This is a genomic window from Aeromicrobium camelliae (assembly GCF_003850045.1).
Lineage (GTDB): Bacteria > Actinomycetota > Actinomycetes > Propionibacteriales > Nocardioidaceae > Aeromicrobium > Aeromicrobium camelliae.
The window spans coordinates 151,725-174,751 of the sequence record NZ_RQJX01000004.1 but is presented as its reverse complement, the minus strand read 5'-3'; the positions used below and the strand labels follow the sequence as shown (position 1 = coordinate 174,751).

The 23,027-nt window shown below is 69.6% G+C and carries 20 protein-coding genes; 15 read left to right on the top strand and 5 right to left on the bottom strand.

The annotated features are described in order from the left end of the window. Positions 1-32 precede the first annotated feature (32 nt). On the top strand, positions 33-3,410 hold the full coding sequence (locus EHW97_RS04970; RefSeq protein ID WP_124236056.1) for a pyruvate carboxylase: 3,378 nt from the start codon (positions 33-35) through the stop codon (positions 3,408-3,410). Positions 3,411-3,430: 20 nt separating this feature from the next. Here EHW97_RS04970 and EHW97_RS04965 read toward each other — a convergent pair whose 3' ends face one another. After that, positions 3,431-3,979, bottom strand: coding sequence for a TetR/AcrR family transcriptional regulator (locus EHW97_RS04965; RefSeq protein ID WP_208001892.1), 549 nt, complete (start codon positions 3,977-3,979; stop codon positions 3,431-3,433). Positions 3,980-4,025: 46 nt separating this feature from the next. Between EHW97_RS04965 and EHW97_RS04960 the strand changes: the two genes are divergently transcribed. The 3 genes from EHW97_RS04960 to EHW97_RS04950 are packed head-to-tail and all read left to right on the top strand — an operon-like array spanning position 4,026 to position 8,364. Further along, positions 4,026-5,582, top strand: coding sequence for a carboxyl transferase domain-containing protein (locus EHW97_RS04960; protein WP_124236055.1), 1,557 nt, complete (start codon positions 4,026-4,028; stop codon positions 5,580-5,582). After that, on the top strand, positions 5,579-7,426 hold the full coding sequence (locus tag EHW97_RS04955) for an acetyl/propionyl/methylcrotonyl-CoA carboxylase subunit alpha (protein WP_124236054.1): 1,848 nt from the start codon (positions 5,579-5,581) through the stop codon (positions 7,424-7,426). The genes EHW97_RS04960 and EHW97_RS04955 overlap by 4 nt, the downstream gene beginning before the upstream one ends. Beyond that, complete coding sequence (locus EHW97_RS04950; RefSeq protein ID WP_124236053.1) at positions 7,423-8,364, top strand: hydroxymethylglutaryl-CoA lyase; 942 nt, start codon at positions 7,423-7,425, stop codon at positions 8,362-8,364. The genes EHW97_RS04955 and EHW97_RS04950 overlap by 4 nt, the downstream gene beginning before the upstream one ends. 53 nt (positions 8,365-8,417) lie before the next feature. Here EHW97_RS04950 and EHW97_RS04945 read toward each other — a convergent pair whose 3' ends face one another. Next, positions 8,418-9,092: an EcsC family protein gene (locus EHW97_RS04945; protein ID WP_124236052.1), complete on the bottom strand. Its 675-nt coding sequence runs from the start codon at positions 9,090-9,092 to the stop codon at positions 8,418-8,420. Positions 9,093-9,170: 78 nt separating this feature from the next. Between EHW97_RS04945 and EHW97_RS04940 the strand changes: the two genes are divergently transcribed. The 4 genes from EHW97_RS04940 (at position 9,171) to EHW97_RS04925 (ending at position 12,394) form a co-directional block, all read left to right on the top strand. After that, entirely contained in the window at positions 9,171-10,151 is a 981-nt protein-coding gene (locus tag EHW97_RS04940; RefSeq protein WP_124236051.1) for a phosphotransferase, read from the top strand. Continuing rightward, on the top strand, positions 10,148-10,831 hold the full coding sequence (gene aat, locus EHW97_RS04935) for a leucyl/phenylalanyl-tRNA--protein transferase (RefSeq protein WP_124236050.1): 684 nt from the start codon (positions 10,148-10,150) through the stop codon (positions 10,829-10,831). Before EHW97_RS04940 ends, aat begins: the two co-directional genes overlap by 4 nt. 90 nt (positions 10,832-10,921) lie before the next feature. Then, positions 10,922-11,200 carry an HU family DNA-binding protein gene (locus EHW97_RS04930; protein ID WP_124236049.1) on the top strand — a complete coding sequence of 93 codons (279 nt, stop codon included), beginning with the start codon at positions 10,922-10,924 and terminating at the stop codon, positions 11,198-11,200. Positions 11,201-11,278: 78 nt separating this feature from the next. Next, a complete protein-coding gene (locus tag EHW97_RS04925) occupies positions 11,279-12,394 on the top strand; it encodes a CPBP family intramembrane glutamic endopeptidase (protein WP_124236048.1) in 1,116 nt (371 codons plus the stop codon). Position 12,395: 1 nt separating this feature from the next. Here the strand turns inward: EHW97_RS04925 and EHW97_RS04920 are convergent, their stop codons facing one another. Then, positions 12,396-12,716, bottom strand: a complete 321-nt coding sequence (locus tag EHW97_RS04920; protein WP_124236047.1) for a rhodanese-like domain-containing protein — start codon at positions 12,714-12,716, stop codon at positions 12,396-12,398. 129 nt (positions 12,717-12,845) lie between these two features. On the opposite strand from EHW97_RS04920, the gene EHW97_RS04915 reads away from it, so the two are divergent. Beyond that, on the top strand, positions 12,846-13,238 hold the full coding sequence (locus EHW97_RS04915) for an ATP-binding protein (RefSeq protein ID WP_124236046.1): 393 nt from the start codon (positions 12,846-12,848) through the stop codon (positions 13,236-13,238). Between the two features lie 67 nt (positions 13,239-13,305). After that, positions 13,306-14,142, top strand: a complete 837-nt coding sequence (locus EHW97_RS04910) for a DUF5926 family protein (protein WP_243696305.1) — start codon at positions 13,306-13,308, stop codon at positions 14,140-14,142. Here the strand turns inward: EHW97_RS04910 and EHW97_RS04905 are convergent. Beyond that, positions 14,129-15,322 carry an arginine deiminase gene (locus EHW97_RS04905; RefSeq protein WP_124236044.1) on the bottom strand — a complete coding sequence of 398 codons (1,194 nt, stop codon included), beginning with the start codon at positions 15,320-15,322 and terminating at the stop codon, positions 14,129-14,131. The two genes, EHW97_RS04910 and EHW97_RS04905, sit on opposite strands and share 14 nt — an antisense overlap. A 95-nt stretch (positions 15,323-15,417) precedes the next feature. Between EHW97_RS04905 and EHW97_RS04900 the strand changes: the two genes are divergently transcribed. Further along, positions 15,418-16,128 carry an HAD family hydrolase gene (locus EHW97_RS04900; protein WP_124236043.1) on the top strand — a complete coding sequence of 237 codons (711 nt, stop codon included), beginning with the start codon at positions 15,418-15,420 and terminating at the stop codon, positions 16,126-16,128. Then, positions 16,125-18,629 (top strand): glycoside hydrolase family 65 protein, encoded by a 2,505-nt coding sequence (locus EHW97_RS04895; RefSeq protein ID WP_124236042.1) that lies wholly within the window; start codon positions 16,125-16,127, stop codon positions 18,627-18,629. The genes EHW97_RS04900 and EHW97_RS04895 overlap by 4 nt, the downstream gene beginning before the upstream one ends. A gap of 23 nt (positions 18,630-18,652) precedes the next feature. Here the strand turns inward: EHW97_RS04895 and EHW97_RS04890 are convergent, their stop codons facing one another. Beyond that, positions 18,653-20,263 (bottom strand): bifunctional phosphatase PAP2/diacylglycerol kinase family protein, encoded by a 1,611-nt coding sequence (locus EHW97_RS04890; RefSeq protein ID WP_124236041.1) that lies wholly within the window; start codon positions 20,261-20,263, stop codon positions 18,653-18,655. A 93-nt stretch (positions 20,264-20,356) separates the two neighbouring features. Here EHW97_RS04890 and serS point away from each other — a divergent pair, with 93 nt between their 5' ends. The 3 genes from serS to EHW97_RS04875 are packed head-to-tail and all read left to right on the top strand — an operon-like array spanning position 20,357 to position 23,027. After that, the gene (gene serS / locus EHW97_RS04885; protein ID WP_124236040.1) at positions 20,357-21,625 is read left to right on the top strand and encodes a serine--tRNA ligase; all 1,269 of its coding nucleotides are present in this window, start codon (positions 20,357-20,359) and stop codon (positions 21,623-21,625) included. Continuing rightward, complete coding sequence (locus tag EHW97_RS04880; RefSeq protein WP_124236039.1) at positions 21,622-22,407, top strand: HAD family hydrolase; 786 nt, start codon at positions 21,622-21,624, stop codon at positions 22,405-22,407. Before serS ends, EHW97_RS04880 begins: the two co-directional genes overlap by 4 nt. A 32-nt stretch (positions 22,408-22,439) precedes the next feature. Beyond that, positions 22,440-23,027 (top strand): TIGR03086 family metal-binding protein, encoded by a 588-nt coding sequence (locus tag EHW97_RS04875; RefSeq protein WP_124236038.1) that lies wholly within the window; start codon positions 22,440-22,442, stop codon positions 23,025-23,027.

The window sequence follows — 23,027 nt, the reverse complement described above, 5'->3', positions numbered from 1 at the left end:
CCGCGCGCGCCGACCGACCCCAGGAGGTCTGAGTGTTTTCCAAGGTACTTGTGGCGAACCGCGGCGAGATCGCGGTCCGGGCGTTTCGGGCCGTCTATGAACTCGGAGCACGCACCGTCGCGGTGTTCCCCTGCGAGGACCGATGGTCCGAGCATCGGTTCAAGGCCGACGAGGCCTACGAGATCGGTGAACGGGGACACCCGGTGCGGGCGTACCTCGACGCCGACGCGCTCGTGCGGACGGCGGTGGAGTGCGGTGCCGACGCGGTTTACCCCGGGTACGGCTTCCTCTCGGAGAACCCGGCCCTCGCGGAGGCCTGCTCGGCCGCGGGCATCACCTTCGTGGGTCCGGCGTCCGCAGTACTCGAGCTGACCGGCAACAAGGCCCGCGCGGTCGCCGCGGCCCGGGCCGCGGGAGTACCCACACTCTCCAGCGTCGCGCCGTCGAGCGACCCGGACGTCCTGGTCGAGGGGGCCGCCGGCCTCGACTACCCGCTCTTCGTCAAGGCCATCGCCGGCGGCGGCGGTCGCGGCATGCGGCGCGTGGACGAGCCGTCCCAGCTGCGGGCGGCCATCGAGACCTGCATGCGTGAGGCCGAGGCCGCGTTCGGCGACCCGGCGGTCTTCATCGAGCAGGCGGTGCTCAACCCGCGGCACATCGAGGTGCAGGTACTCGCCGACGCCACGGGGGACACGCTGCATCTGTTCGAGCGTGATTGCTCCGTCCAGCGTCGCCACCAGAAGGTCGTCGAGATCGCTCCGGCGCCCGGGCTCGACCCCGAGCTGCGGGAACGCATCTGTGCCGACGCGGTCCGCTTCGCGCAGCACATCGGCTACGAGAACGCGGGTACCGTCGAGTTCCTCGTCGACGAGGCCGGACGCCACGTCTTCATCGAGATGAACCCGCGCATCCAGGTCGAGCACACCGTGACCGAAGAGGTCACGGACGTGGACGTGGTTCAGGCGCAGTTGCGTATCGCCTCGGGAGAGACGCTCGCCGATCTCGGGCTCGCCCAGGAGACGGTGCGGCTTCGGGGCGCGGCGTTGCAGTGCCGCATCACCACGGAGGACCCGGCCAACGGATTCCGCCCGGACACCGGCACGATCACGACGTACCGCTCTCCGGGCGGACCGGGCGTGCGGCTCGACGGCGGCACCACCTACACCGGCGCCGAGGTCAGTCCGCACTTCGACTCACTCCTCGCCAAACTCACGTGCCGGGGCGCGACCTTCGAGAAGGCGGTGGAGAAGGCACGCCGTGCCGTCGCGGAGTTCCGCATCCGCGGCGTCGCGAGCAACATCGGTTTCCTCCAGGGCGTCCTCGAGGACCCCGACTTCGTCGCCGGACGCATCACTACGTCGTTCATCGACGACCATCCCGAACTCCTGACCGCCCGGACGAGCGCCGACCGGGCGACTCGACTGCTCGACTACCTCGCGGACGTCACGGTCAACAAGCCGCACGGCGACGCTCCGGTGTCCCTCGACCCCGTGACGAAACTCCCCCCGATCGACGCGGAGTCCCGGCCGCCGGCAGGGTCGCGGGACCTGCTGCGCGAGGTCGGTCCCGAGGAGTTCTCCCGGCGGTTGCGGGGGCAGCAGCACGTCGCGGTCACCGAGACGACCTTCCGCGACGCCCACCAGTCGCTCCTGGCCACTCGTGTACGTACCCGCGATCTGGTCGCTGTGGGCGGTCACGTGGCCCGGATGACGCCCCAGCTCTGGTCCGCTGAAGTCTGGGGTGGAGCCACGTACGACGTCGCACTCCGGTTCCTGGGCGAAGATCCTTGGGATCGGCTCGGCGCCGTGCGGGAGGCCATGCCGAACATCTGTCTGCAGATGTTGCTGCGCGGGCGCAACACGGTGGGATACACGCCGTACCCGACCGAGGTGACCGACGCCTTCGTCGACGAAGCAGCGCGGTCCGGCGTGGACGTCTTCCGGGTGTTCGACGCGCTCAACGACGTGTCGCAGATGGTCCCGGCCATCGACGCGATCAGGGGCACGGGCACGGCGGTCGCCGAGGTGGCGCTCTGTTACACCGGCGATCTCGCCGATCCGAACGAGAAGCTCTACACGCTCGACTACTACCTCCGGCTCGCCGAGCGCATCGTCGAGGCGGGTGCCCACGTACTGGCGATCAAGGACATGGCGGGGCTCCTGCGCGCTCCTGCGGCCGAGCGTCTGGTGAGCGCGTTGCGCAGCGGCTTCGACCTGCCGGTCCACCTGCACACCCACGACACGGCCGGTGGTCAGCTCGCGACGCTCCTGGCGGCGATCTCCGCTGGTGTGGACGCGGTGGACGCAGCGGCAGCGCCCATGTCAGGAACGACGTCGCAGCCGTCGCTGACCGCGCTGGTGGCCGCGACCGACCATGCGGACCGTGAGACCGGTCTGTCCCTGGAGGCGGTCAGCGCACTCGAGCCGTACTGGGAAGCGGTCCGACGTGTCTACGCGCCGTTCGAGTCCGGTCTCGCCTCCCCGACGGGTCGGGTCTACGCCCATGAGATTCCCGGCGGACAGCTGTCCAACCTGCGTCAGCAGGCGGTCGCGCTCGGCCTCGGTGAGAAGTTCGAGCAGATCGAGGACATGTACGCCGCCGCGAACGAGATCCTCGGGGGCATCGTCAAGGTCACCCCGTCGTCCAAGGTGGTCGGCGATCTGGCGCTCGCTCTGGTCGGCGTGGGGGCCGACCCCGACGACTTCGCCGAGCATCCGGACCGTTACGACATCCCGGCGTCGGTGATCGGCTTCCTCAACGGAGAGCTGGGAGCTCCGCCGGGTGGATGGCCCGAGCCGTTTCGCACCAAGGCTCTGGCGGGCCGCACGTGGTCGCCGCCCGAAGCCGAACTCACGGCCGACGAGCGGTCCGGACTCGCCGGCGACCCCCGCCGAACGCTCAATCGTCTGCTCTTCGAAGGTCCGACGCGAGAATTCGAGGCGAGGCGCGAACGCTACGGCGACCTGTCCGTGGTGCCGACGCTCGAGTACCTCTACGGGCTGACGCAAGGCGCCGAACACGTGGTCGAGATCGAGAAGGGCAAGCGTCTGCTCCTCGAGGTCGAGGCGATCGGCGAGCCCGACGAGCGCGGCTACCGAACGGTGATGTGCCGGGTCAACGGGCAGTTGCGACCGGTCAGCGTTCGCGACCGAGCGGTTGCGGCCGACGTTCCGACGGGGGAGAAGGCCGATCCTGCCGACGACGGTCACGTGGCGGCACCGTTCCAGGGCGCCGTGACGATCGTCGTGGGCGAGGGCGATCACGTCGAGCCCGGCGACCAGGTCGCGACGATCGAGGCGATGAAGATGGAGGCGACGATCACTGCTCCGCGAGGCGGGACGGTCGAGCGCCTCGCCTTCCACGGGCCGCGACCTGTCGAGGGCGGCGACCTCCTCCTCGTGATCCGCTGAGGGGCTGGGCCCGCTCCGACCTACCCGAGTAAGGCGGAGCGGGCCATCCGAGCGAGGAGCGAGCGCATCGCGGGCGCGCTGAGCCGGGCGCTGTGGGGTGTGGAGTTCAGCAGACCGAACGCGGCCTGCACGGCAGCGCGGGCGGTGGCGCGGTCGAGTTCGGGGCGCAGCTCGCGCACGACCTGCACCCAGACGTCGATGTAGGCGAGCTGGGTTCGGCGGACCCGTTCGCGCGCCTCGGCGTCCAGGCTGGACCACTCGCGCTCCTGCACCACGATGAGCGCAGGGTGCGACAGTGCGAAGTCGACATGCCAGTCGATCAGCGCGCCGAGCGCGGAGTTCGCGTCGGCCGCCGCGTCCCGGCGTCGCGTCCCCTCGTCGAGGAGCCGGTCGCTGATCGACACGAGCGACTGCCGCAGCAGATCGCCTTTGCCGGAGAAGTGCTTGTAGAGCGCCGGCCCCGAGATGCCGCACGCCTCGCCGATGTCGTGCACGGTGACGCCGTGAAATCCCCGCTCGGCGAACAGCATCGCCGCGGTGTCGAGGATCTGCTCCTGCCGGGTCGTCACAGCGGCAGCCTAGCGCACCGAGGTTAATGACTGTTAACCTCGCGGTGTGAGCCAGCTCCAGGATCTCGTCGCCGAACTGCGCGAGCGCACAGCGGCCGCGCGCCAGGGTGGCACCCCCGCAGCCCGCGATCGCCACGTCGCTCGCGGGAAGCTCCTCCCGCGCGACCGGGTCGACCGTCTGCTCGACCCGGGATCGCCGTTCCTGGAGATCGCGCCGCTCGCCGCGTACGAGATGTACGGGGGAGAGGTGCCGAGCGCCGGCATCGTCACAGGGATCGGCCGGGTCAGCGGCCGTGAATGCGTGATCGTCGCCAACGACGCCACGGTCAAGGGCGGCACCTACTATCCCCTCACCGTCAAGAAGCACCTGCGCGCGCAGACGATCGCGCTGCAGAACCGACTCCCGTGCGTCTACCTCGTGGACTCCGGCGGCGCGTTCCTCCCCATGCAGGACGAGGTGTTCCCCGACCGCGAGCACTTCGGCCGGATCTTCTACCACCAGGCGCAGATGTCAGCGCAGGGCATCGCGCAGATCGCCGCGGTCATGGGTTCCTGCACGGCAGGGGGTGCCTACGTCCCGGCGATGAGCGACGAGACTGTCATCGTCCGCGACCAGGGCACGATCTTCCTCGGTGGCCCGCCGCTCGTGAAGGCCGCGACCGGCGAGGTCGTGACGGCCGAGGAGCTGGGCGGTGGCGAGGTGCACGCCCGAACCTCCGGCGTCGTCGACCACCTCGCCGAGGACGACGCGCACGCACTGCAGATCGTCAGGTCGATCGTCGACACCCTGGAACGTCCGTCCGCTCCCGCCTACGGGCAGCGCGAGGTGCTCGAGCCCCGTGAAGATCCCGAGAGCATCTACGACGTCGTCCCGGACGACCCGCGTGTGCCGTACGACGTCCGCGAGGTCATCAGCCGCATCGTCGACGACTCCCGGCTGCATGAGTTCAAACCACTCTACGGCGAGACCCTCGTATGCGGGTTCGCCCGCATCTGGGGCTACCCCGTCGCGATCCTGGCCAACAACGGCATCCTGTTCAGCGAGTCCGCCGTCAAGGGCGCCCACTTCATCGAACTGGCCAACCAGCGCGGCATCCCGCTCGTCTTCCTGCAGAACATCACCGGGTTCATGGTCGGCAAGGAGTACGAGAACCGTGGCATCGCCAAGGACGGGGCCAAGCTCGTGACCGCGGTCGCCTCCAGCGTCGTGCCCAAGTTCACCGTCGTCATCGGCGGCTCCTACGGCGCCGGCAACTACGGCATGTGCGGGCGCGCCTACGACCCGCGATTCCTGTGGATGTGGCCGAACGCCCGCATCTCCGTCATGGGCGGCGACCAGGCCGCCTCGGTCCTCGCCACCGTCCGCCGCGACGGCATCGAGGCCAAGGGCGGCACGTGGAGCGTCGAGGAGGAGGAAGCCTTCCGAGCGCCGATCCGCGCGCAGTACGAGGAGCAGGGGTCGGCATACTACTCCACCGCGCGGCTGTGGGACGACGGGATCATCGACCCCGCCGACACCCGACGGGTCCTCGGTCTCGGTCTGCAGGCCGCCGCTCACGCTCCCATCCCACCGACTCCCCAGTTCGGAGTGTTCCGGCTATGAGTTTCTCGAGCGTCCTGGTTGCCAATCGCGGCGAGATCGCCCGGCGCATCATCCGCGCATGCCGTGAAGCCGGTCTGCGCAGCATCGCGGTCTTCTCCGACGCTGACGCCGACGCCCCGTTCGTGCATGAGGCCGACCAGGCGGTGCGACTCGGTCCCACCCCGGCCGCCGAGTCCTACCTCTCCATCCCCGCGATCCTGGAGGCGGCGCGCGAGTTCGGCGCGGAGGCGATCCACCCCGGCTACGGCTTCCTGTCCGAGGGAGCCGCCTTCGCCCGAGCCGTCGCCGACGCGGGCCTGGTGTTCATCGGCCCCAGCGCCGACGTCATCGAGGCGATGGGCCGCAAGGACCGCGCCCGCGAGATCGCCGAGCGAGCCGGCGTGCCGGTGACCCCGCGGCAGGACCCCGACGCGATCCCCGCCGACGCGTATCCCGTCCTGGTCAAGGCCGCAGCCGGTGGCGGCGGCAAGGGGATGCACATCGTGCGGTCGCCCGAGCAACTCCCGGACGCGCTCGCGACCGCGCGCCGCGAAGCCGCCGCCGCGTTCGGCGACGACACGCTCCTCGTCGAGCGGTACGTCGAGGCAGGACGGCACGTGGAGGTACAGGTCTTCGGCGACACCCACGGCAATGTCGTCCACCTCTACGAGCGGGACTGTTCCGCGCAGCGTCGGCACCAGAAGGTCGTCGAGGAGGCCCCCGCACCCGGGCTCGATCCCCACGTCCGGCAGACGATTCTGGACGCCTCGGTCGCCCTGTGCCGTGAGGTCGGGTACGTGGGTGCCGGCACCGTGGAGTTCCTCGTGGCGGGTGAGGACGCCTACTTCCTCGAGATGAACACCCGCCTGCAGGTCGAGCATCCGGTGACTGAAGAGGTCACCGGCGTCGACCTCGTGCAGTGGCAGCTCGCGGTCGCCGCCGGGGAGCCGCTGCCGCTGCGACAGGAGGACATCTCCTGCGACGGGCACGCGATCGAGGCTCGCATCTACGCCGAGGACCCCTACGCCGGCTTCTTGCCCCAGGCCGGGCGCATCGAGCACCTGGTCTGGCCCGGATGGGAGGCGCGCGTGGAAGCGGCGATCGACGGCCCTGGCATCGTCGGCACCGCCTACGACCCGATGCTGGCGAAGATCATCGTGTCCGGTGCCGACCGCGCAGGCGCGATCGATGCCCTCGTCGACGCGCTGGACGAGACCGCGGTGCTCGGGTTGACCACCAACACCGGGTTCGTGCGCCGTCTCGTCGACTCCGGGCCCTTCCGGAACGGCCACGTCCACACCGGCTGGCTCGACGATCCGGTGGCAGCGGCCGATGTCCTGCGCGCGCCCGCGGTTCCCGATGCCGGCTGGGAGTTCGCGGCCGCACTCCTCGCCCCGGTGGACGACGGCTTGCCGTTCGGACGTCTCGACGGCTGGCGACCGGCAGGACCGGCGACGCCGCTCCGCGTCCCCATCGCCGGGCCCGACGGAGGAATCCGGCAGGTCAGACCTGCCGACGACACGGCCGACATCATCGGCGTCCGGATCGGGCCGCGCGTCCTGGCCGCGGTCGAGGGACATTCCTGGGAGTTCCACGCTCCGGACGGGGTGCGGCGGGCGCACGCCGCGCTCGCCGGCGCGGCGGAGGTCACCGCGCCGATGCCGGGTGCTGTCGTGACGGTCGAGGTGAGCGAGGGCGACCGCGTCGTGGCAGGCCAACGACTCGGCACCGTGGAGGCGATGAAGATGGAGCTCACGCTCGCAGCGCCGCACGACGGCGTCGTCACGCAGGTCGCCGTCGAGCCGGGGCAGCAGGTGGCGATCGGTCAACTGCTCGTTCACGTCGAGCCCGCGGAGCAGTCATGACCGGCTCACTGCCCATGACGATCCGCGAGGACGGGCTGCCCGAGCGGGTGACGATCTACGAGGTCGGACCCCGCGACGGGCTGCAGAACGAGTCCACCATCGTGCCCCTGGACGTGAAGGCGGAGCTCGTCTCCCGCCTGGTGGCCGCGGGGCTGCCGATCGTCGAGGCGACGAGCTTCGTCCATCCGCGATGGGTGCCTCAGCTGGCCGACGCCGCCAACCTCGTGACGCGACTCGACCTCGACGGCCCGACGCCTCTGCCGGTGCTGGTCCCGAACGAGCGAGGCTTGGACCGCGCCATCGACGCAGGGTGCCGTCACATCGCGGTCTTCGCGAGTGCCACCGAGGCCTTCGCCGCGAAGAACCTCAACAGCGGACTGGAGAGCCAGTTCGCGATGTTCGAACCCACGATCCGTCGCGCGATCGACGCCGGCATGGACGTGCGGGGGTACGTCTCGATGTGCTTCGGCGACCCGTGGGAGGGGCCCGTCGCTCCTGAGCAGGTGGTCCGGGTCGGCACCCGGCTCCTCTCCCTCGGCGTCTCACAGCTCTCCCTCGGCGACACGATCGGCGTCGGCACCGTCGGACACGTCGGTTCGCTGGTCGATGCCTTCACCGGGGCGGGGGTCGGCGTCGAGCGGCTCGCGATGCACTTCCACGACACGTACGGGCAAGCGCTCGCCAACACTCACGCGGCACTGCGCCGCGGCATCACGACATTCGACGCGTCGGCCGGCGGCCTCGGCGGCTGCCCCTATGCGAAGAGCGCGACCGGCAACCTCGCGACCGAGGATCTCGTCTGGATGCTCGACGGACTCGGGATCGAACACGGAGTCGACCTCGATGCGCTGGTCAGCACGAGCGTGTGGATGGCCGATCTCCTGGGTCGGACGAGTCCCTCGGCCGTCGTGCGCGCCCTCGGTCAGAGCGGTGACTGAGCACGCACGTGGCGCGCTGTCGTGCGGGATAGCTCACCGCCCGACGGGGTGAGTCAGGAGCGCAGGCGACGGTCGCGCAGCTCGGTCTGGGCATAGCGACCGACCTGCCACGTCGCGACGCCGTCGGCTCCGGCGCCCACCGCACCGCCGAGCAGGGGCACGCGGCGGCCGACGAGCATCACCGCGCGGCGTCCGATCGTGCGGCCCACCAGCTCACTCGTCACCTCCCGTGCGATGCGGTCGTCGAGACTCGGATCGTGCACCGGCGAGGTGGCCATCGCCATGGGGGAGGACGGGAGGCGATGGTCGCGGATCATGTCGGTGACCACGTCCTCGCCGAGCATCACGGTGAGGATGGCGTTGCGCACCCGCGGGTCCTCGATGTCGTAGCCGCGCAGATACGCGATGCTCGCCACGAGGTGGCACTGCACGAGCGTCACGCCCACGACATTGGCCGGGAGCGTCGCTGCCGCGACGGACAAGCCGCCGAGGTTGGTGACGAAGCCCTGAAGTCCGGCGAGGCTCGTGTGCGACCGCACCAGTGCGGCGACGGCCTTCTCGACGTCGCCGCCGTGACTCGCGAGCTTGGCACCGGCCGTCTCGACGACCGGTTTGAGCGGGCCGATGCCGTCGATGGCCTTGTCGAGCAAGGCGCGAACGTACCCGGAGGCGACCTTGGGGACGAGTTTCGACCCGGCGCCGACGGCCACGCTGCTGCCCAGACCCATGGGCACAGCATAGGCAGCGGAACCTACCGAAGCGCCCGGAACTGCGCCAGGATAGGGCGCGAGCGAAGGAGCCCGCCCATGTCGCTGTCGCCCGCGACCCCCTCCTACTCGCAGCTCGTCGCGTCCGACGAGTGGCGGCAGGAGGCCACGGAGTGGATCGAGGACACGGTCGACCGGCTCGGGTACCGGGTCCGCGGGCCGGTGACGCAACCTCGGATCCGGCCGTGGTCCACGCAGCTCGTCGTGCCCACCGACCACGGCACCCTCTGGTTCAAGGCGCCCTGCGCCCCGATGCGCTTCGAGCCCGCGCTGCAGCAGCTCCTGGCTCGGCTGCTCCCAGGACTCGTCGCCGCACCGGTGGCCGTCGACGTCGTGCGCGGTTGGATGCTGACGGCCGACCACGGGCGATTACTCGCCGACGATGACGCGGCAGCGGGGGACGACCTTCGCGATCTGATCGGAGTGGCGGCGCGGGCGCAACGCGAACTCGTCGCCCACCGAGAGGAACTGCTCGCGACCGGGCTGCCGGACTGCTCGCCCTCGACCATCCCCGAGCGCTTCGACCAACTCCTCGACGCGCTCGCCTCCCTTCCGCCACAGCTGCCCTCGCACCTCGAGGCCGCGGAGGCGGACCGCTTCCGCTCCCGTCGCTCCGAGCTGGTCGACGCGTGCGCCGCGATGGAGGAGTCCCAGTTCCCGGTGACGTTCCAACACGGCGATCTCCACCTCAAGAACGCCTACCGGTCCAGCGAGACGATCCGGCTCTTCGACTTCGGCGATGCGCAGTGGGCAGCAGCGGTCGAGGTGCTCGCCGTTCCGCACGCGATCGCGAGCCAGGGCCAGGACGGGCCTTCGTGGAGCGAACTGGTCGCGGAGTATCTCGGCGCCTGGGACCTCGACCACACGGCCTTCGGTATCGCCTGGAACGCCTCCCACTTCACGCACTCGGTCAACCGGGCCTTCACGTGGTGGCGGAGCCTGCAGTCGGCCACCGAGGAGGAATGGCAGCAGTGGGGGGACGCGCCGCTCGCGCACCTGCGCGAGATGATGCGCCCATGACCGGTCCCGTCCCCTTGCCCCCGTCGCCGTGGGACTTCGTGTCAGCGCCCTGGCCCGAGGACGACGACTGCGTCGCGGCGGGCGCCGACCTCGAGCCCGCGACGATCGTCGAGGCCTACCGCCACGGGCTCTTCCCGATGCCGCACGACGGCGAGTTGCTGTGGTGGTCGCCGGTCGAGCGCGGCGTACTGCGACCGGGGGACCTGCGCGTCTCGCGTTCGCTGCGCCGTTCGGCACGCCGCTTCTCGGTGACGATCGACCGCGACTTCCCCGCGGTCATCCGCGGCTGCGCCGATCCGCGTCGTCCCGGTGGCTGGATCGATGCGCGGATTCGCGAGGCGTACGGGCGGTTGCACGATCTCGGCTGGGCGCACTCGGTGGAGGTCTGGAACGACGAGGGGGCGCTGGTCGGAGGGCTCTACGGGCTGGCTGTGGGGCGGTTGTTCGCCGGTGAATCGATGTTCCACCGCGCCACAGACGCCTCGAAAGTGGCCCTCGTCAGTCTCGTCGAATTCCTGCAATCGCAGGCAGAAGACGACTATCTCGTCGACACGCAGTGGCTGACGCCGCACTTGGCGAGTCTGGGCGCCAGCACCATGACGCGAGCCGCCTACCGGCGGCGGATCGCCGACCTGGTCGACGCGCCACCCTTGCGATGGCCGTCCTCTATCACCGGATAATCCTGGCGACACGGGCGGGTGGAGGGTTGGAATTCCGCGGAGTATTCATAGACTGGCGGACGCCAACATCAATCAGCTCAAGGAGTTTTCGTGGCTCTCTCCCGCAACGACCTCGTCGCCGCCCTCGCTGAGAAGGCCGGCGTGACCAAGACCGATGCCGACAAGGTGCTCTCGGCGTTCAGCGACGTCGTGCTCGACTCCGTCTCCAAGGGTGAGAAGGTCTCGATCCCGGGCATCCTCTCGGTGGAGCGTGTCGAGCGCGCCGCCCGCACCGGCCGCAACCCTGCCACCGGCGAGACGATCGACATCCCCGCCGGCTTCGGCGTCAAGGTGAGCGCCGGCTCGCGCCTCAAGGCCGCGGCCAAGTAAGACGTCTCACTGGCCACGCCCCCGTCCCGCACCGGGCCGGGGGCGTCGCCTTTGGCGCAGTCGACCACAGGAGGGGCCGTGACGACCACGAGCGACGAGTCGCGCACGCCGTTTCATCGGCTCGCCCGCGAGTCCACGACGTTCGAGCATTGGCGGTTACCGGTCGCGGCGGTGCTGGCGGCCGTGACCTACGGGGTCGTGTCCGTCGCGCTCGCGATCGTGCTGATCATCGTGGTGGCGATCGAGGCCGATTCGTTCGACGCGGTCGACGCGGTGATGGAGCGCCTGGCGCTCATCGATCTGACCGATCCTGCCCTCTTCGCCTTCCTCATGGTCTCCGTCATCGTCATGGCGCCGAGCGCGTGGCTGCCGGTGCGCATCCTCTGGCGCGAGCACACGCGGTATCTGCTGTCGGTCGAAGGCCGACTGCGGTGGCGCTGGTTGCTGCGCTGCACGGTGATCAGCCTTCTCGTCATCGGCACGGCCATCGGCGCCGCCGTGGGCGTGGGGGTGGCGGAGTCCGGAACGGTCGAGTGGGCGCCGTTCACGGCGCGCTCGGGGCTCATGGTCGTGCTCGTGCTGCTGCTGACGCCCCTGCAGTCGGCGGCCGAGGAGTACGTGTTCCGTGGTGCGGGGCTCCAACTGGTGGGGTCGTGGGTCCGTTCGCCGATCCTGCCCATCGTCGCCACCACGGTGGTGTTCGCCGCCGGCCACCTCTACGACTTCTGGGGGCTGGTCGACGTCGCCTTGTTCGGGCTGGCGGCCGCCTGGTTGACGATCCGTACGGGTGGCCTCGAAGCGGCCATCGCTGCACACGTCGTCAACAACGTGCTGCTGTTCCTGCTCGGCATCGTCGGCCTCATCGACCCGACCGGGGGCGAGTCCGTCGGTCCGTTGGACGTCCTGCCCACCGCGATCTCGATGGTGCTGCTCGTTCTCGTAGTGACCTGGCAGGCCGGCAGCGTGAATCTGATCACCACGCGCGCGCCGCAACCTCCGCGACCCGCCGTGCCGACGTACCCCCCGTTGCCTCGGCCGATGGCACCGCCGCGAGCGTGGGCTCCGCCGCCCGGTCAGTTGCCTCCGCCGGGGTGGGCGCCTCCGCCGCCGTGGCCAGCACCGCCGCGTCCGCGCGTGCACGTTCCCCCGAACGCGCCGGAGTATCCCGGCGAGCTGACCGACGGCTGGCGCTGAGTCAGTCCTGGACCACCGGCCGTCCCGCCGCTTCCCAGGCCTCGATTCCGCCCTGGAGATTGACGACGTGATGCCCTTGCGACGCCAGCCACGCGGTGGCTCGCGCGGAACGTCCGCCGAGGTGGCACATCACCACGGTCTCGGCCTGGGGGTCGAGCTCGCCGACGCGCTGCGCGAGCGATCCGAGCGGTATGTGCACGGCTCCCTCGAGGTGTCCGGCGGCCCACTCATCGGGCTCGCGAACGTCGAGGACGACGACGTTCTCCGGCAGGGGATCGGGCAGGTCGGAGACGGTGACGGAGGGCACGCCGAAGTCGTTCATGGTCCCATTGTGCCGCCCCGATAGTTGCCTTTTGAATGACGAGGGTGTTTCCTAGTCGGTGGTCCGCAGGGGCCCCCTCAAGTTGAGCGCGTCTACTCCGTGGGCAAAGATGGGAGTCAGGAGGTGTCCATGATCGAGACGTCGGCGTCCATCAGGCTCCCCTTTGAGTCCTCCACGCCGAGCATCGCCCGTACCAAGCTGGCAGCGTTTCTGACCCGTCATGAGGTCGACGCGGAAGTCATCGACAACGGGCTCATCGTGCTCAGCGAAATGATCGCCAATGCGGTGTCGCACGGCAGCCCGGACTCCTCGGGCCAGATGGAGATCACCTGGTCGATCGCGGGGGACCTGCTCGAGCTGAGCGTTCTCGACGCCGGCACCGGAGCGACGCTCAAGCCCGTCGACTTCGACGAGGATTCACTGAGCGGCCGCGGCCTGTCGATCATCAACCGGGTCGCCGACCGGTGGTGGGTCGACATGTCTCAGGGCACCCGCGTGAGTGCCGAGCTCCCCATCGCCTGACCCAGCGCTTGTAGAGTGGCGCCCCATGGGTAGGAAGTCACGCCGCGTCAAGCCGAAGAACGCTCGCATGCCCTTCGTCGCCAGGACCTTCGAAGGCCTGCCGCACGAAGGCGACTGGATCGCCCTGCGCGAGTTCGTCCCCGCCGCTCACGCCGTCGTGACCCTGCGCGACAGTGATCGTCAGGTCCGCATCTGCTCGCTGCTTCCCGGCGCTGGCGCGGGTCTCGTCCGCGAGGACGGCGAGATCCTCGTGGGGCTCCAGGTGCAGCACAACTACGGCGACATCAGCCGTGACATCGCCCACGTCATCGAACTCGCGCTCGAGGCGGAACCCGGTCGACCCATCGCGATGACCGATCCGGGCGTGGGCCCTCGACTGCAGGACCTGCTGGCTCCTGACACGTCCTTCGACGTGACGGTAGAGGACAGCTTCTTCTACTGGATCGACTCCGACGACACGAGCGACCTCTCCGAACCCGACACGTGGGAGACCAGTGCCGATCCGGCGACCCTCGCGGCTCTCGAGGCGGCGAATCAGAACATCGCGCCCACGACCAAGCTGGAGAACGTCGAGTCCGCGTACGTCACGCAGATGGGGGAGCGCACCTACCTGCGGTGGATCCTTCCGCACGACGAGTCGGCGCTGCTCACCGCGCTGGCCCGGCTGCACGTGGCGGGCACGGACACGATCGGCGACGAGACCAAGCTCATCGGCATGTTCCGCGCCCACGGCCTCCTCGTCCCGGTCTGGGAGCTGCAGGGCGTCAAGGCCGCCGCGCTCGACGCGCTCATGCCCGGCTTCGTCGAACGCCTCGACGAGGCGCTCGCGGACGACAGCGACCTCACCGCCGCGATCCGCTCGGCTCGCCAGGGCCTGTCGACGCGTCAGCTCACGATCCGCTGACCCGCTGCACCGGGCAGGACATGCACCTGGGGCCGCCGCGACCCGATCCGAGTTCGGACCCGGGGATCGTGATGACGTCGATGCTGTGGTCGACGAGCCGGGTGTTCGTCTGCTCGTTGCGCTCATAGGCGATCGCGACGCGGGGTGCGATCGCGAGGGTGTTGTTGCCGTCGTCCCACTGCTCTCGCTCCGCGGTGACGGGATCGAGGCCGGTGTCGATCCGATGCAGCGCCTCGATTCCCAGGGCGTCTGCCGCGGCGTCGAAGAACGACCGCGGTGACGCCACGTGCAGGTCGTCGTCGGAGCGTGTGATCGCGTAGGCCTGGAGTCCCTCCGCCGCGTTGGGGTAGACGACGACGGTGTCGACGTCGAGCATCGTCAGGATCGTGTCCAGGTGCATGGTCGCGCGGTCCTGGGCGATCGGGACCGCGAGCACCGTGTGCGCCAAGCCTCTGCGCAGCACCTGATCGGCGAACCGCTCGCAACCGGCCGGAGTGGTGCGTTCGCCCACCCCCACGGCGATGACGCCCGGTCCGAGGAGGAGGACGTCGCCGCCCTCGAGATGTTCCAGCTGCGGGCCATGCAAGCGGGGAGCGTCGGCGAAACGTGGGTGGTGGGCGTAGATCAGCCCGGTCAACTGCGTCTCACGCGCCCTCGCCGGCATCGCGAGGCTGGTGACCGCGACGTGCCCCGGCAGCCAGACCGACGAGTCGCGGGTGAACAGCAGATTCGGCAGCGGGTCGACGAGGAAGTCCTCGTGATCCAGCAGGCTCGTGACGATGCTCGACATGCCGGTGAGTTCGTCGTTGCGTACGCCCGCGGTGAGCACGCCGGCCAGCTGCTCCGGATCGTGGTCGGCGAGGGCGTCGCGCAGGTAGGCGCGCAATCCCACGCCCAGCCGTAGATCCGCCGTGGTCTCCTCCACGATCTGGCATCGCGCCTCGTCACCGTGGAGTGTCTCGGTCAGGAGGTCGACCAGGTAGAGCACCTCGACGTCGCGCGCGCGAAGCGCCTCGGTGAACGCGTCGTGCTCCTCCTGCGCCCGTGCGACCCACGGGATCGCGTCGAACAGCAGCTGGTCGTTGTTGCGCGGCGTGAGCCGGCCGAGCTCGGGTCCGGGACGGTGGACGATCACCGTCTGCAGTGGTCCGGTCTCGCTGTCGGCTCCCCGCGGCGTCATGTCCGCAATCTACCCGCGAAAGTTCGTGACGGAAGGTGGTCGGACTCACCGCGCTCCTGCTTCGCCGTCGGCGCTCGGGCCGTACGCTTGGTGGAGTGAACTGGAGCGACTTCGACGCCGCATTGTTTGACCTCGACGGAGTGATCACCCCGACCGCCGTGGTCCACATGCACGCCTGGGATCGGATGTTCAACGACTTCCTGGCCGGCTACGACGACCAGTCGCCGTACACCGACGATGACTACTTCCGTTACGTCGACGGCAAGCCGCGGTACGAGGGCGTGCAGTCCTTCCTCGCATCGCGGGGAATCGAGTTGCCCTTCGGTGATCCTTCCGACGCCCCGTCCGCGACCACGGTGTGCGGTCTGGGCAACCGGAAGAACGACGCCTTCGAGAAGGTGCTCGCGACCGAGGGTGTCGAGGTGTACCCCGGTTCGAAGCTTCTCGTCGAGCAGTTGGCCGAGCGTGGCCTCAAGCTCGCGGTGGTCTCCAGCTCGCGTAACGCTCGCAAGGTGCTCGACGCCGCAGGCATGCTCGATTTCTTCCCCGTCATCGTCGACGGCAACGTCGCCGAGGCTGAGGAGCTCGCCGGCAAACCGCAGCCGGACACCTTCCTGGACGCCGCAAAGAAACTCGGGGTCAGCAAGGACCGTGCCGTCGTGCTCGAGGACGCCGTGTCCGGCGTCCAGGCCGGGCGCTCGGGTGCGTTCGGTCTCGTCGTCGGCGTCGATCGCGGCGCGGGCCGCGAAGCACTGCTGGAGAACGGCGCCGATGTCGTCGTGCAGGACCTCGAGGAGCTCGCATGACATCGCACGAGGCGCCCCAGATCCACGACTTCCTCGACCGCGGACGTTTCCCGCTCGACGACTGGCGCCTCGTCGAGACCTACCCGCGGCACGAGGACCTCGGCGTCACCGAGACGCTGTTCGCGGTCGGCAACGGCTACCTCGGCATGCGCGGCAACGTCGTCGAGGGGCGTGATTCGCATACGCACGGCACGTTCATCAACGGCTTCCACGAGACCTGGCCGATCCAGCACGCGGAGGAGGCGTTCGGCTTCGCGCGGGTCGGGCAGACGATCGTGAACGTCCCCGATGCCAAGATCATCCGGCTCTATGTCGACGACGAGCCGTTGCTGTTGAGCATCGCCGACCTGCTCGAATACGAGCGCTTCCTGGACTTCCGCAGCGGTGTGCTCCAGCGCGACATCCTGTGGCGCACCCCCAGCGGCAAGCGCGTCCGGGTGTCGACGCAGCGGATGGTGTCGTTCACCCAGCGCCACCTCGCGGTCATGACGTTCGACGTCGAGCTGCTCGACGAGAGCGCGCCGATCGCCATCTCGTCGCAGGTGCTGAACCGCCAGGACGGCGAGGACGAGTACCACGTGCGCTCCAAGGCGATGGGCGAAGGACACGATCCACGCAAGTCCGACACCTTCAGCCGTCGCGTCCTCGAACCGAAGTACAGCTGGGGCAGCGCGGCCGACGGTCGCGTCGTGCTGGGCTACCGGTGCGTCGACAGCGGGATGACCCTGGGTGTCGCCGCCGATCATCTCTTCGAGACCGACAACGAGTGGGACCAGAGCGTCCAGGTCGACGACGACCTCGCCAAGATCACCTACCGGGTCAACGCGCAGCCCGGCAAGCCGATCCGGTTGGTCAAGTACGTCGCCTACCACACGTCGCGGGGCGTTCCGCCGCGCGAACTGGTGGACCGCTGCCGACGCACCCTGGACCGCGCCAAGAGCGAGGGGCTGCAGCGGCAGTTCGAGGCGCAGCGTGCCTGGCTCGACGATTTCTGGGCACGTTCCGACGTCGAGATCAGCGGACAGCCCGCCGTCCAGCAGGCGGTGCGGTGGAACCTGTTCCAGGTCGCGCAGGCTGCGGCTCGCGCTGAAGGCCAGGGCATCCCCGCCAAGGGCGTCACCGGCTCCGGCTACAGCGGCCACTACTTCTGGGACACCGAGATCTACGTCCTGCCGTTCCTCACCTACACATCGCCGCAATGGGCCAGAAACGCCCTGCGATTCCGGTACTCACTGCTCGACGCCGCGCGGCGGAGGGCGCGCGAGATGTCGCAGCGTGGGGCGCTGTTCCCGTGGCGCACCATCAACGGCGAGGAAGCGTCGGCGTACTACGCGGCGGGCACGGCGCAGTACCACATCGACGCCGACGTCGCGTACGCGCTGACGCAGTATCTCGGGGCCACCGGCGACACCGACTTCCTCAACCGTGCGGGCATCGACGTGCTCGTCGAGACGGCGCGCATGTGGGTCGATCTCGGCTTCTGGCGTGACGAGGAGGAAGGCACCTTCCACATCCACAGCGTCACCGGGCCCGACGAGTACACCACGGTCGTCAACGACAACCTCTTCACCAACGTCATGGCCCGCTTCAACCTGCAAGCGGCCGCCCGAGCGGTGCGCGAACTGGCCGAGCGCGACGGGGACAGCTACACCCGGCTCGTCACCCGGCTCAAGCTCGACGAGACCGAAGTCGAGGACTGGGAGCGCGCCGCGCGTGACATGGCCATCCCGTTCGACGAGCACATGGGCATCCACCCGCAGGATCAGCACTTTCTCGAGCGGGAGGTGTGGGACCTCGACCACACGCCGCTCGATCAGCGCCCTCTGCTGCTGAACTTCCACCCGCTGGTGATCTACCGTTTCCAGGTCATCAAGCAGGCCGACGTGGTGCTCGCGCTCTACCTGCAGGGCGACCACTTCACCGCCGAGCAGAAGCGCGCGAATTTCGAGTACTACGACCCGATCACGACCGGCGACTCCACCCTGTCGGGCGTCGTGCAGTCGATCATCGCTGCGGAGGTCGGCTACCACGACCTGGCGCTGCGGTACTTCCTCGGCGCGCTCTTCGTCGATCTCGCCGACCGGCACCGCAACGCCAGCGACGGCGTCCACGTCGCCTCGACCGGTGGCGTCTGGAGCGCGCTCGTGGGCGGCTTCGGCGGCTTCCGGGACCACAACGGCGTCTTCACCCTGGATCCGCGCCTGCCGGACGGCTGGGAGCAACTGGTCTTCCGCCTGACCCTGCGGGGGCAGCGTGTCCGGGTGACCGTGCGTCACGACGAGCTCGAGCTGTTCCTCGAGGAGGAGGGCGCGGACGCGGACGGAGTCGTGGTGACACCCACCATCGTGGTGCGGGGCAAGGAGATCGAGGTCCCGTCGGGCGACCCGGTCATCGTGCCGCTCGACGGTCAGGGCCCGCGCCTGGAGGGCAACCCGCCGCCGGTCGCCGGTCGCCGCCGCGCCGACGGCACCGTCATCTCGGCCATCGTCCCCGGCCACTGACGGCTGCGTCGGGAAGCAGTCGGTCAGCGCACGGGCGCGAGGTCGACGGGAACGCGCACGAGCACGACCCCCTGGTGCACCTCGGCGGTGATCTCGCTGGCCTCGCCGACGCCGTCGCCGTCGAGCTGCATCGGCACCGTGCGCTCGGCGACGATGTGCACACGTTCGCCGCACAGGCGGCTCAGACGCTTGTCGTTGGTCGGGCGGCGGGTCATGACGCGGGCGACGATGGCGAGCCAGCCGAGGAAGCGCTTGGGGGCGACGACCACGACGTCGAGCATGCCGTCGTCGATCTCGGCCTGGGGGAGGAGTGGGATGCCGCCCTGGAGGAAGCCGACGTTGCCCACGACGACCGTGCGCGCCTTGAAGGTCACGGGCTCCTCGTCGTCGATGGTGATCGTCACCTTCGTCCGTGGGAACGCCAGCGCCTTCATGCCGGAGACGAAGTAGGCGAGGAAGCCGACCTTCTTCTTCAGCTCGTCGTTGACGCCGGACATGATCATCGCGTCCATGCCGAGGCCGGCCATCACGAGGAAGACCGAGTCGGTCTCGCCGTCGGTGCGGAAGGTCGCGAGGTCGATGGCGCGGTCCTGGCCGCCGAAGACGACGTCGAGAGCGTCGCGCGTGTTGACCGGGATGTCGAGGTTGCGTGCGAGCAGGTTGCCGGTGCCGTGCGGCAGGATGCCCACCGCGACCCCGGTCCGCGCCGCCTCCTCGCACACGGCGCGCACGGTGCCGTCTCCGCCCGCCGCGACGACGAGGTCGACACCCGCGGCGATGGCAGCGCGGGTCTGCCCGTGGCCTGGGTCCTCCACGGTCGTCTCGTACCATCGCGGCTCGTTCCAGCCGTGTGCGGCCGCGACCTGGCTGACCTTGGCGCGGAACTCCGCGACGTCGCCGACCTTGGAGGGGTTGAGGATCACCGCGGACGTGTGGGCGCCCGACCCGGTGGCGATCGCCTGTTCGGACGGGAGCCGGCCTTTGCCTCGCACGATGAGCAACCACGCGACACAGGCCGCGAACGAGCCGATCGCCAGGCCGGCCACGACATCGCTGAGGTAGTGGACCCCGAGGAAGACGCGGCTCGCCGCCACGCCCAGCGCCAGGAGTGTCCACACCGTCAGCAGCAGCCGTCGCTTCCACCCTCGTCCGGTGCTGATGATGGTCAGCAGCGAGATGACGGTGAAGAGCATGCCGGAGCCCGAGGCGTGGCCGCTGGGGAACGAATGGCCGCCGATCTCGTGGAGAGGCTCGACCCAGAACGGTCGGTCGCGGTCGAAGACGAGCTTGAGCAGCGGATTGCCGGCCAGGACGACGAGGCCGGTGACGACGATCCAGGCAGCCACCGCACCCTCGCGCCGGACGAGCATCCAGACCAGGAGCAGGGCGAGGACGACGGCGATGCCGACCGTGCTGAACAGGGCGGCCACGACCTCGAGGACGTCGACGAACCAGGGGCGGTCGCTGCTGAACCGGTACGCCGCGTCGGCGACGCTGGCGTCGAGGTCGAGTTGGGCGTCCCAGCCGGACGCGAGGCCGAGTGCGGGGACCGCGAAGAGGACGCCCAGGACGCCGAGGAAGACCGGGATCTGCCATCCGCGGTCGGGGTCGGCACGGCGAACGTCGATCGCCACGGTTCTCCTTCCTGCTGCGAGCAGTGCCCGAACAGCGTAAACGACCAGACCCAGCAGGGCTCGCCGCGCTGGCCCGGCCGATAGGCTGGGCGGGTGATCGATCCCCGCGTGCTTCGTGACCAGCCCGACCTCCTCCGCGCCGCCCAGCGGCGTCGCGGCGAGTCCGATGCGATCGTCGATGAGCTGATCGCTGCGGACGAGCGTCGTCGGTCCTCGATCGCCGAGTTCGAGGCGCTGCGATCGGAGCAGAAGGGGCTGGGCAAGCAGGTCGCCAAGGCCCAGGGCGAGGAGAAGCAGGCGTTGTTGACCCGCACCAAGGAGCTCAGCACCCAGGTCAAGAGCGCCGAAGCCGCCCAGAACGAGGCCGCGGCCCACTTCACCCAGCTCATGAAGTCGGTCCCGAACCTCGCGTCCGAGCAGGCGCCGGAGGGCGGGGAGGACGACTTCGTCGTGCTCGAGACCCACGGCACGCCGCGCGACTTCGCGGCCGAGGGCTTCGAGCCGCGCGACCACCTCGAGCTCGGCGAGATGCTCGGCGCGATCGACGTGGAGCGTGGCGCGAAGGTCAGCGGCTCGCGGTTCTACTTCCTCACCGGTCTCGGTGCGCAGCTCGAACTCGCCCTGACGCAGCTGGCGATGAGCAAGGCCGCCGAGTGGGGCTTCACCCCCGTCATCCCACCGGCGCTGGTCAAGCCCGAGGCGATGGAGGGCACCGGCTTCCTCGGTCAGGCGGCCGACGACGTCTACCACCTCGAGAAGGACGACCTCTACCTCGTCGGCACGTCGGAGGTGCCGCTCGCGGCGTACCACAGCGACGAGATCCTCGATCCCGAGTCGCTGCCGCGCCGCTACGCCGCCTTCAGCCCGTGTTTCCGCCGGGAGGCAGGCTCCTACGGCAAGGACACGCGCGGCATCTTCCGCGTCCACTGGTTCGACAAGGTCGAGATGTTCGTCTACACGACCGAGGAGGAGTCCTACGCCGAGCACGAGCGTCTCCTCGGGTGGGAGAAGGCGTGGCTCGACGCCCTGGAGCTGCCGTACCGCGTCATCGACGTCGCCGCCGGTGACCTCGGGCTCTCGGCCATCCGCAAATTCGACTGCGAGGCGTGGATCCCGACGCAGGGCAAGTACCGCGAGGTGTCCTCGGCCTCCAACTGCACCCAGTTCCAGTCCCGGCGCCTCGACATCCGCGTCCGAGGCGAGGAGGGCACCGTGCCGGCTGCGACGCTCAACGGCACGCTGTGCGCGATGACCCGCACGATCGTGGCCCTGCTCGAGAACGGCCAGCAGGCCGACGGTTCGGTCCGTCTGCCCGCGGTACTGCACCCGCTGCTCGGCGAGGTGCTGGAGCCGCGCTCATGACCTGGGTTCCCAAGCTCGTCGCCCTCGACGTCGACGGCACCATCGTCGACGGCCAGAACTTCATGACCGAGGGCGTCGGCAAGGCCATCTTGGCCATGCGCGACGCCGGCTCCGAGATCGTCATCGCGACGGGGCGCTCGGCACCGGGCGTGTACGACGTCCTCGGCAAGCTCGGCATCAACGATGGTCTCGCCGTCGCCAGCAACGGCTCGGTCGTGTTCGAGGTCGACCCGTTCCGGGTCGTGCACTCGGTGACCTTCGACGCTCGTGAGGCGGTCGCGCGCGTCCTGGACAAGATGCCGGACGCGCTCGTCGCCGTCGAGGAGGTCGGTGTCGGCTTCCGCGTCTCGCAGCCCTTCCCCGAGGGCGAGATCAACGGACGCATCGTCGTCGAGGACGTCGACGCCCTCGTCAGCGAGCCTGTCAGCCGCGTCATCATCCGGGCACCCGAGCACGACGCCGAGGAGTTCCACGCCCTCGTGGCCGATCTGGGTCTCGAGGACACGAACTACTTCATCGGCTACAGCGCCTGGCTCGACCTCGCCCCGGTCGGGGTCTCCAAGGCGTCGGGCCTGGAGTACGTGTGCGAGGTCCGCGGCTACACGGCCGAGGATGTCCTCGCGGTCGGCGACGGGCGCAACGACATCGAGATGCTGCAGTGGGCCGGGCGGGGCGTCGCGATGGGCCAGGCGCCCGACGAGGTGCGCGATGTCGCCGACGACGTCACGGGAAGCATCGACGAGGACGGCCTCGCCGCCGAACTCTCCCGCTATCTGGGCTAGACACCACCCATCGGGTCTGCTGATGTGAGGAGATGAACGATCTGCGCCTCGCCGTCAGCCGGACCTCAGCGGTCGCGTGCGCGGTGGCGGACGAGCAGCTGAACGCGCCGACGCCCTCCCCAGAAGTCGACGTCACGCGGCTCATTCATCATCTGCTCGGGTTGTCGATCGCGTTCCGCGACGCCGCCCGCAAGGTGCGAGGGCCGACCACGGCTACACCGCCGGAGCCGGTCGACGCTCCGCTGCCCGACGAGTGGCGCGCCCTGCTGCACGAGCGGCTCGTCGAGCTGGCCGCCGCGTGGGAGGACCCTGCCGCCTGGGACGGCATGACGATGGCCGGGGGAGTGGAGCTTCCCGCGCATGTCTGCGGTCTCGTGGCACTCGACGAGGTGCTGCTGCATGGCTGGGACCTCGCGCGCGCCACGGGTCAGGACTATCAGGTCTCCGAAGACGAGGCCGAGGCGATAGTGCCGATCGTGAGCCCGGACGCGGAGGACCCCGAAGGGCGTGGACGCGAGGGGCTCTTCGGCCCGGTGGTGCCCGTCGCGGACGACGCTCCGCTGTTCGACCGGGTGCTCGGCCTGGCCGGACGCGACCCGCGGTGGACCGCGCCTCAGTGA

Coding starts and splice junctions, on each gene's coding strand:
- EHW97_RS04915 (WP_124236046.1), top strand. CDS start 12,846: ATGATCGAGACGTCGGCGTCCATCAGGCTCCCCTTTGAGTCCTCCACG.
- EHW97_RS04905 (WP_124236044.1), bottom strand. CDS start 15,322: ATGACGCCGCGGGGAGCCGACAGCGAGACCGGACCACTGCAGACGGTG.
- EHW97_RS04875 (WP_124236038.1), top strand. CDS start 22,440: ATGAACGATCTGCGCCTCGCCGTCAGCCGGACCTCAGCGGTCGCGTGC.
- EHW97_RS04895 (WP_124236042.1), top strand. CDS start 16,125: ATGACATCGCACGAGGCGCCCCAGATCCACGACTTCCTCGACCGCGGA.
- EHW97_RS04920 (WP_124236047.1), bottom strand. CDS start 12,716: ATGAACGACTTCGGCGTGCCCTCCGTCACCGTCTCCGACCTGCCCGAT.
- EHW97_RS04910 (WP_243696305.1), top strand. CDS start 13,306: ATGCCCTTCGTCGCCAGGACCTTCGAAGGCCTGCCGCACGAAGGCGAC.
- aat (WP_124236050.1), top strand. CDS start 10,148: ATGACCGGTCCCGTCCCCTTGCCCCCGTCGCCGTGGGACTTCGTGTCA.
- EHW97_RS04880 (WP_124236039.1), top strand. CDS start 21,622: ATGACCTGGGTTCCCAAGCTCGTCGCCCTCGACGTCGACGGCACCATC.
- EHW97_RS04950 (WP_124236053.1), top strand. CDS start 7,423: ATGACCGGCTCACTGCCCATGACGATCCGCGAGGACGGGCTGCCCGAG.
- EHW97_RS04945 (WP_124236052.1), bottom strand. CDS start 9,092: ATGGGTCTGGGCAGCAGCGTGGCCGTCGGCGCCGGGTCGAAACTCGTC.
- EHW97_RS04940 (WP_124236051.1), top strand. CDS start 9,171: ATGTCGCTGTCGCCCGCGACCCCCTCCTACTCGCAGCTCGTCGCGTCC.
- EHW97_RS04955 (WP_124236054.1), top strand. CDS start 5,579: ATGAGTTTCTCGAGCGTCCTGGTTGCCAATCGCGGCGAGATCGCCCGG.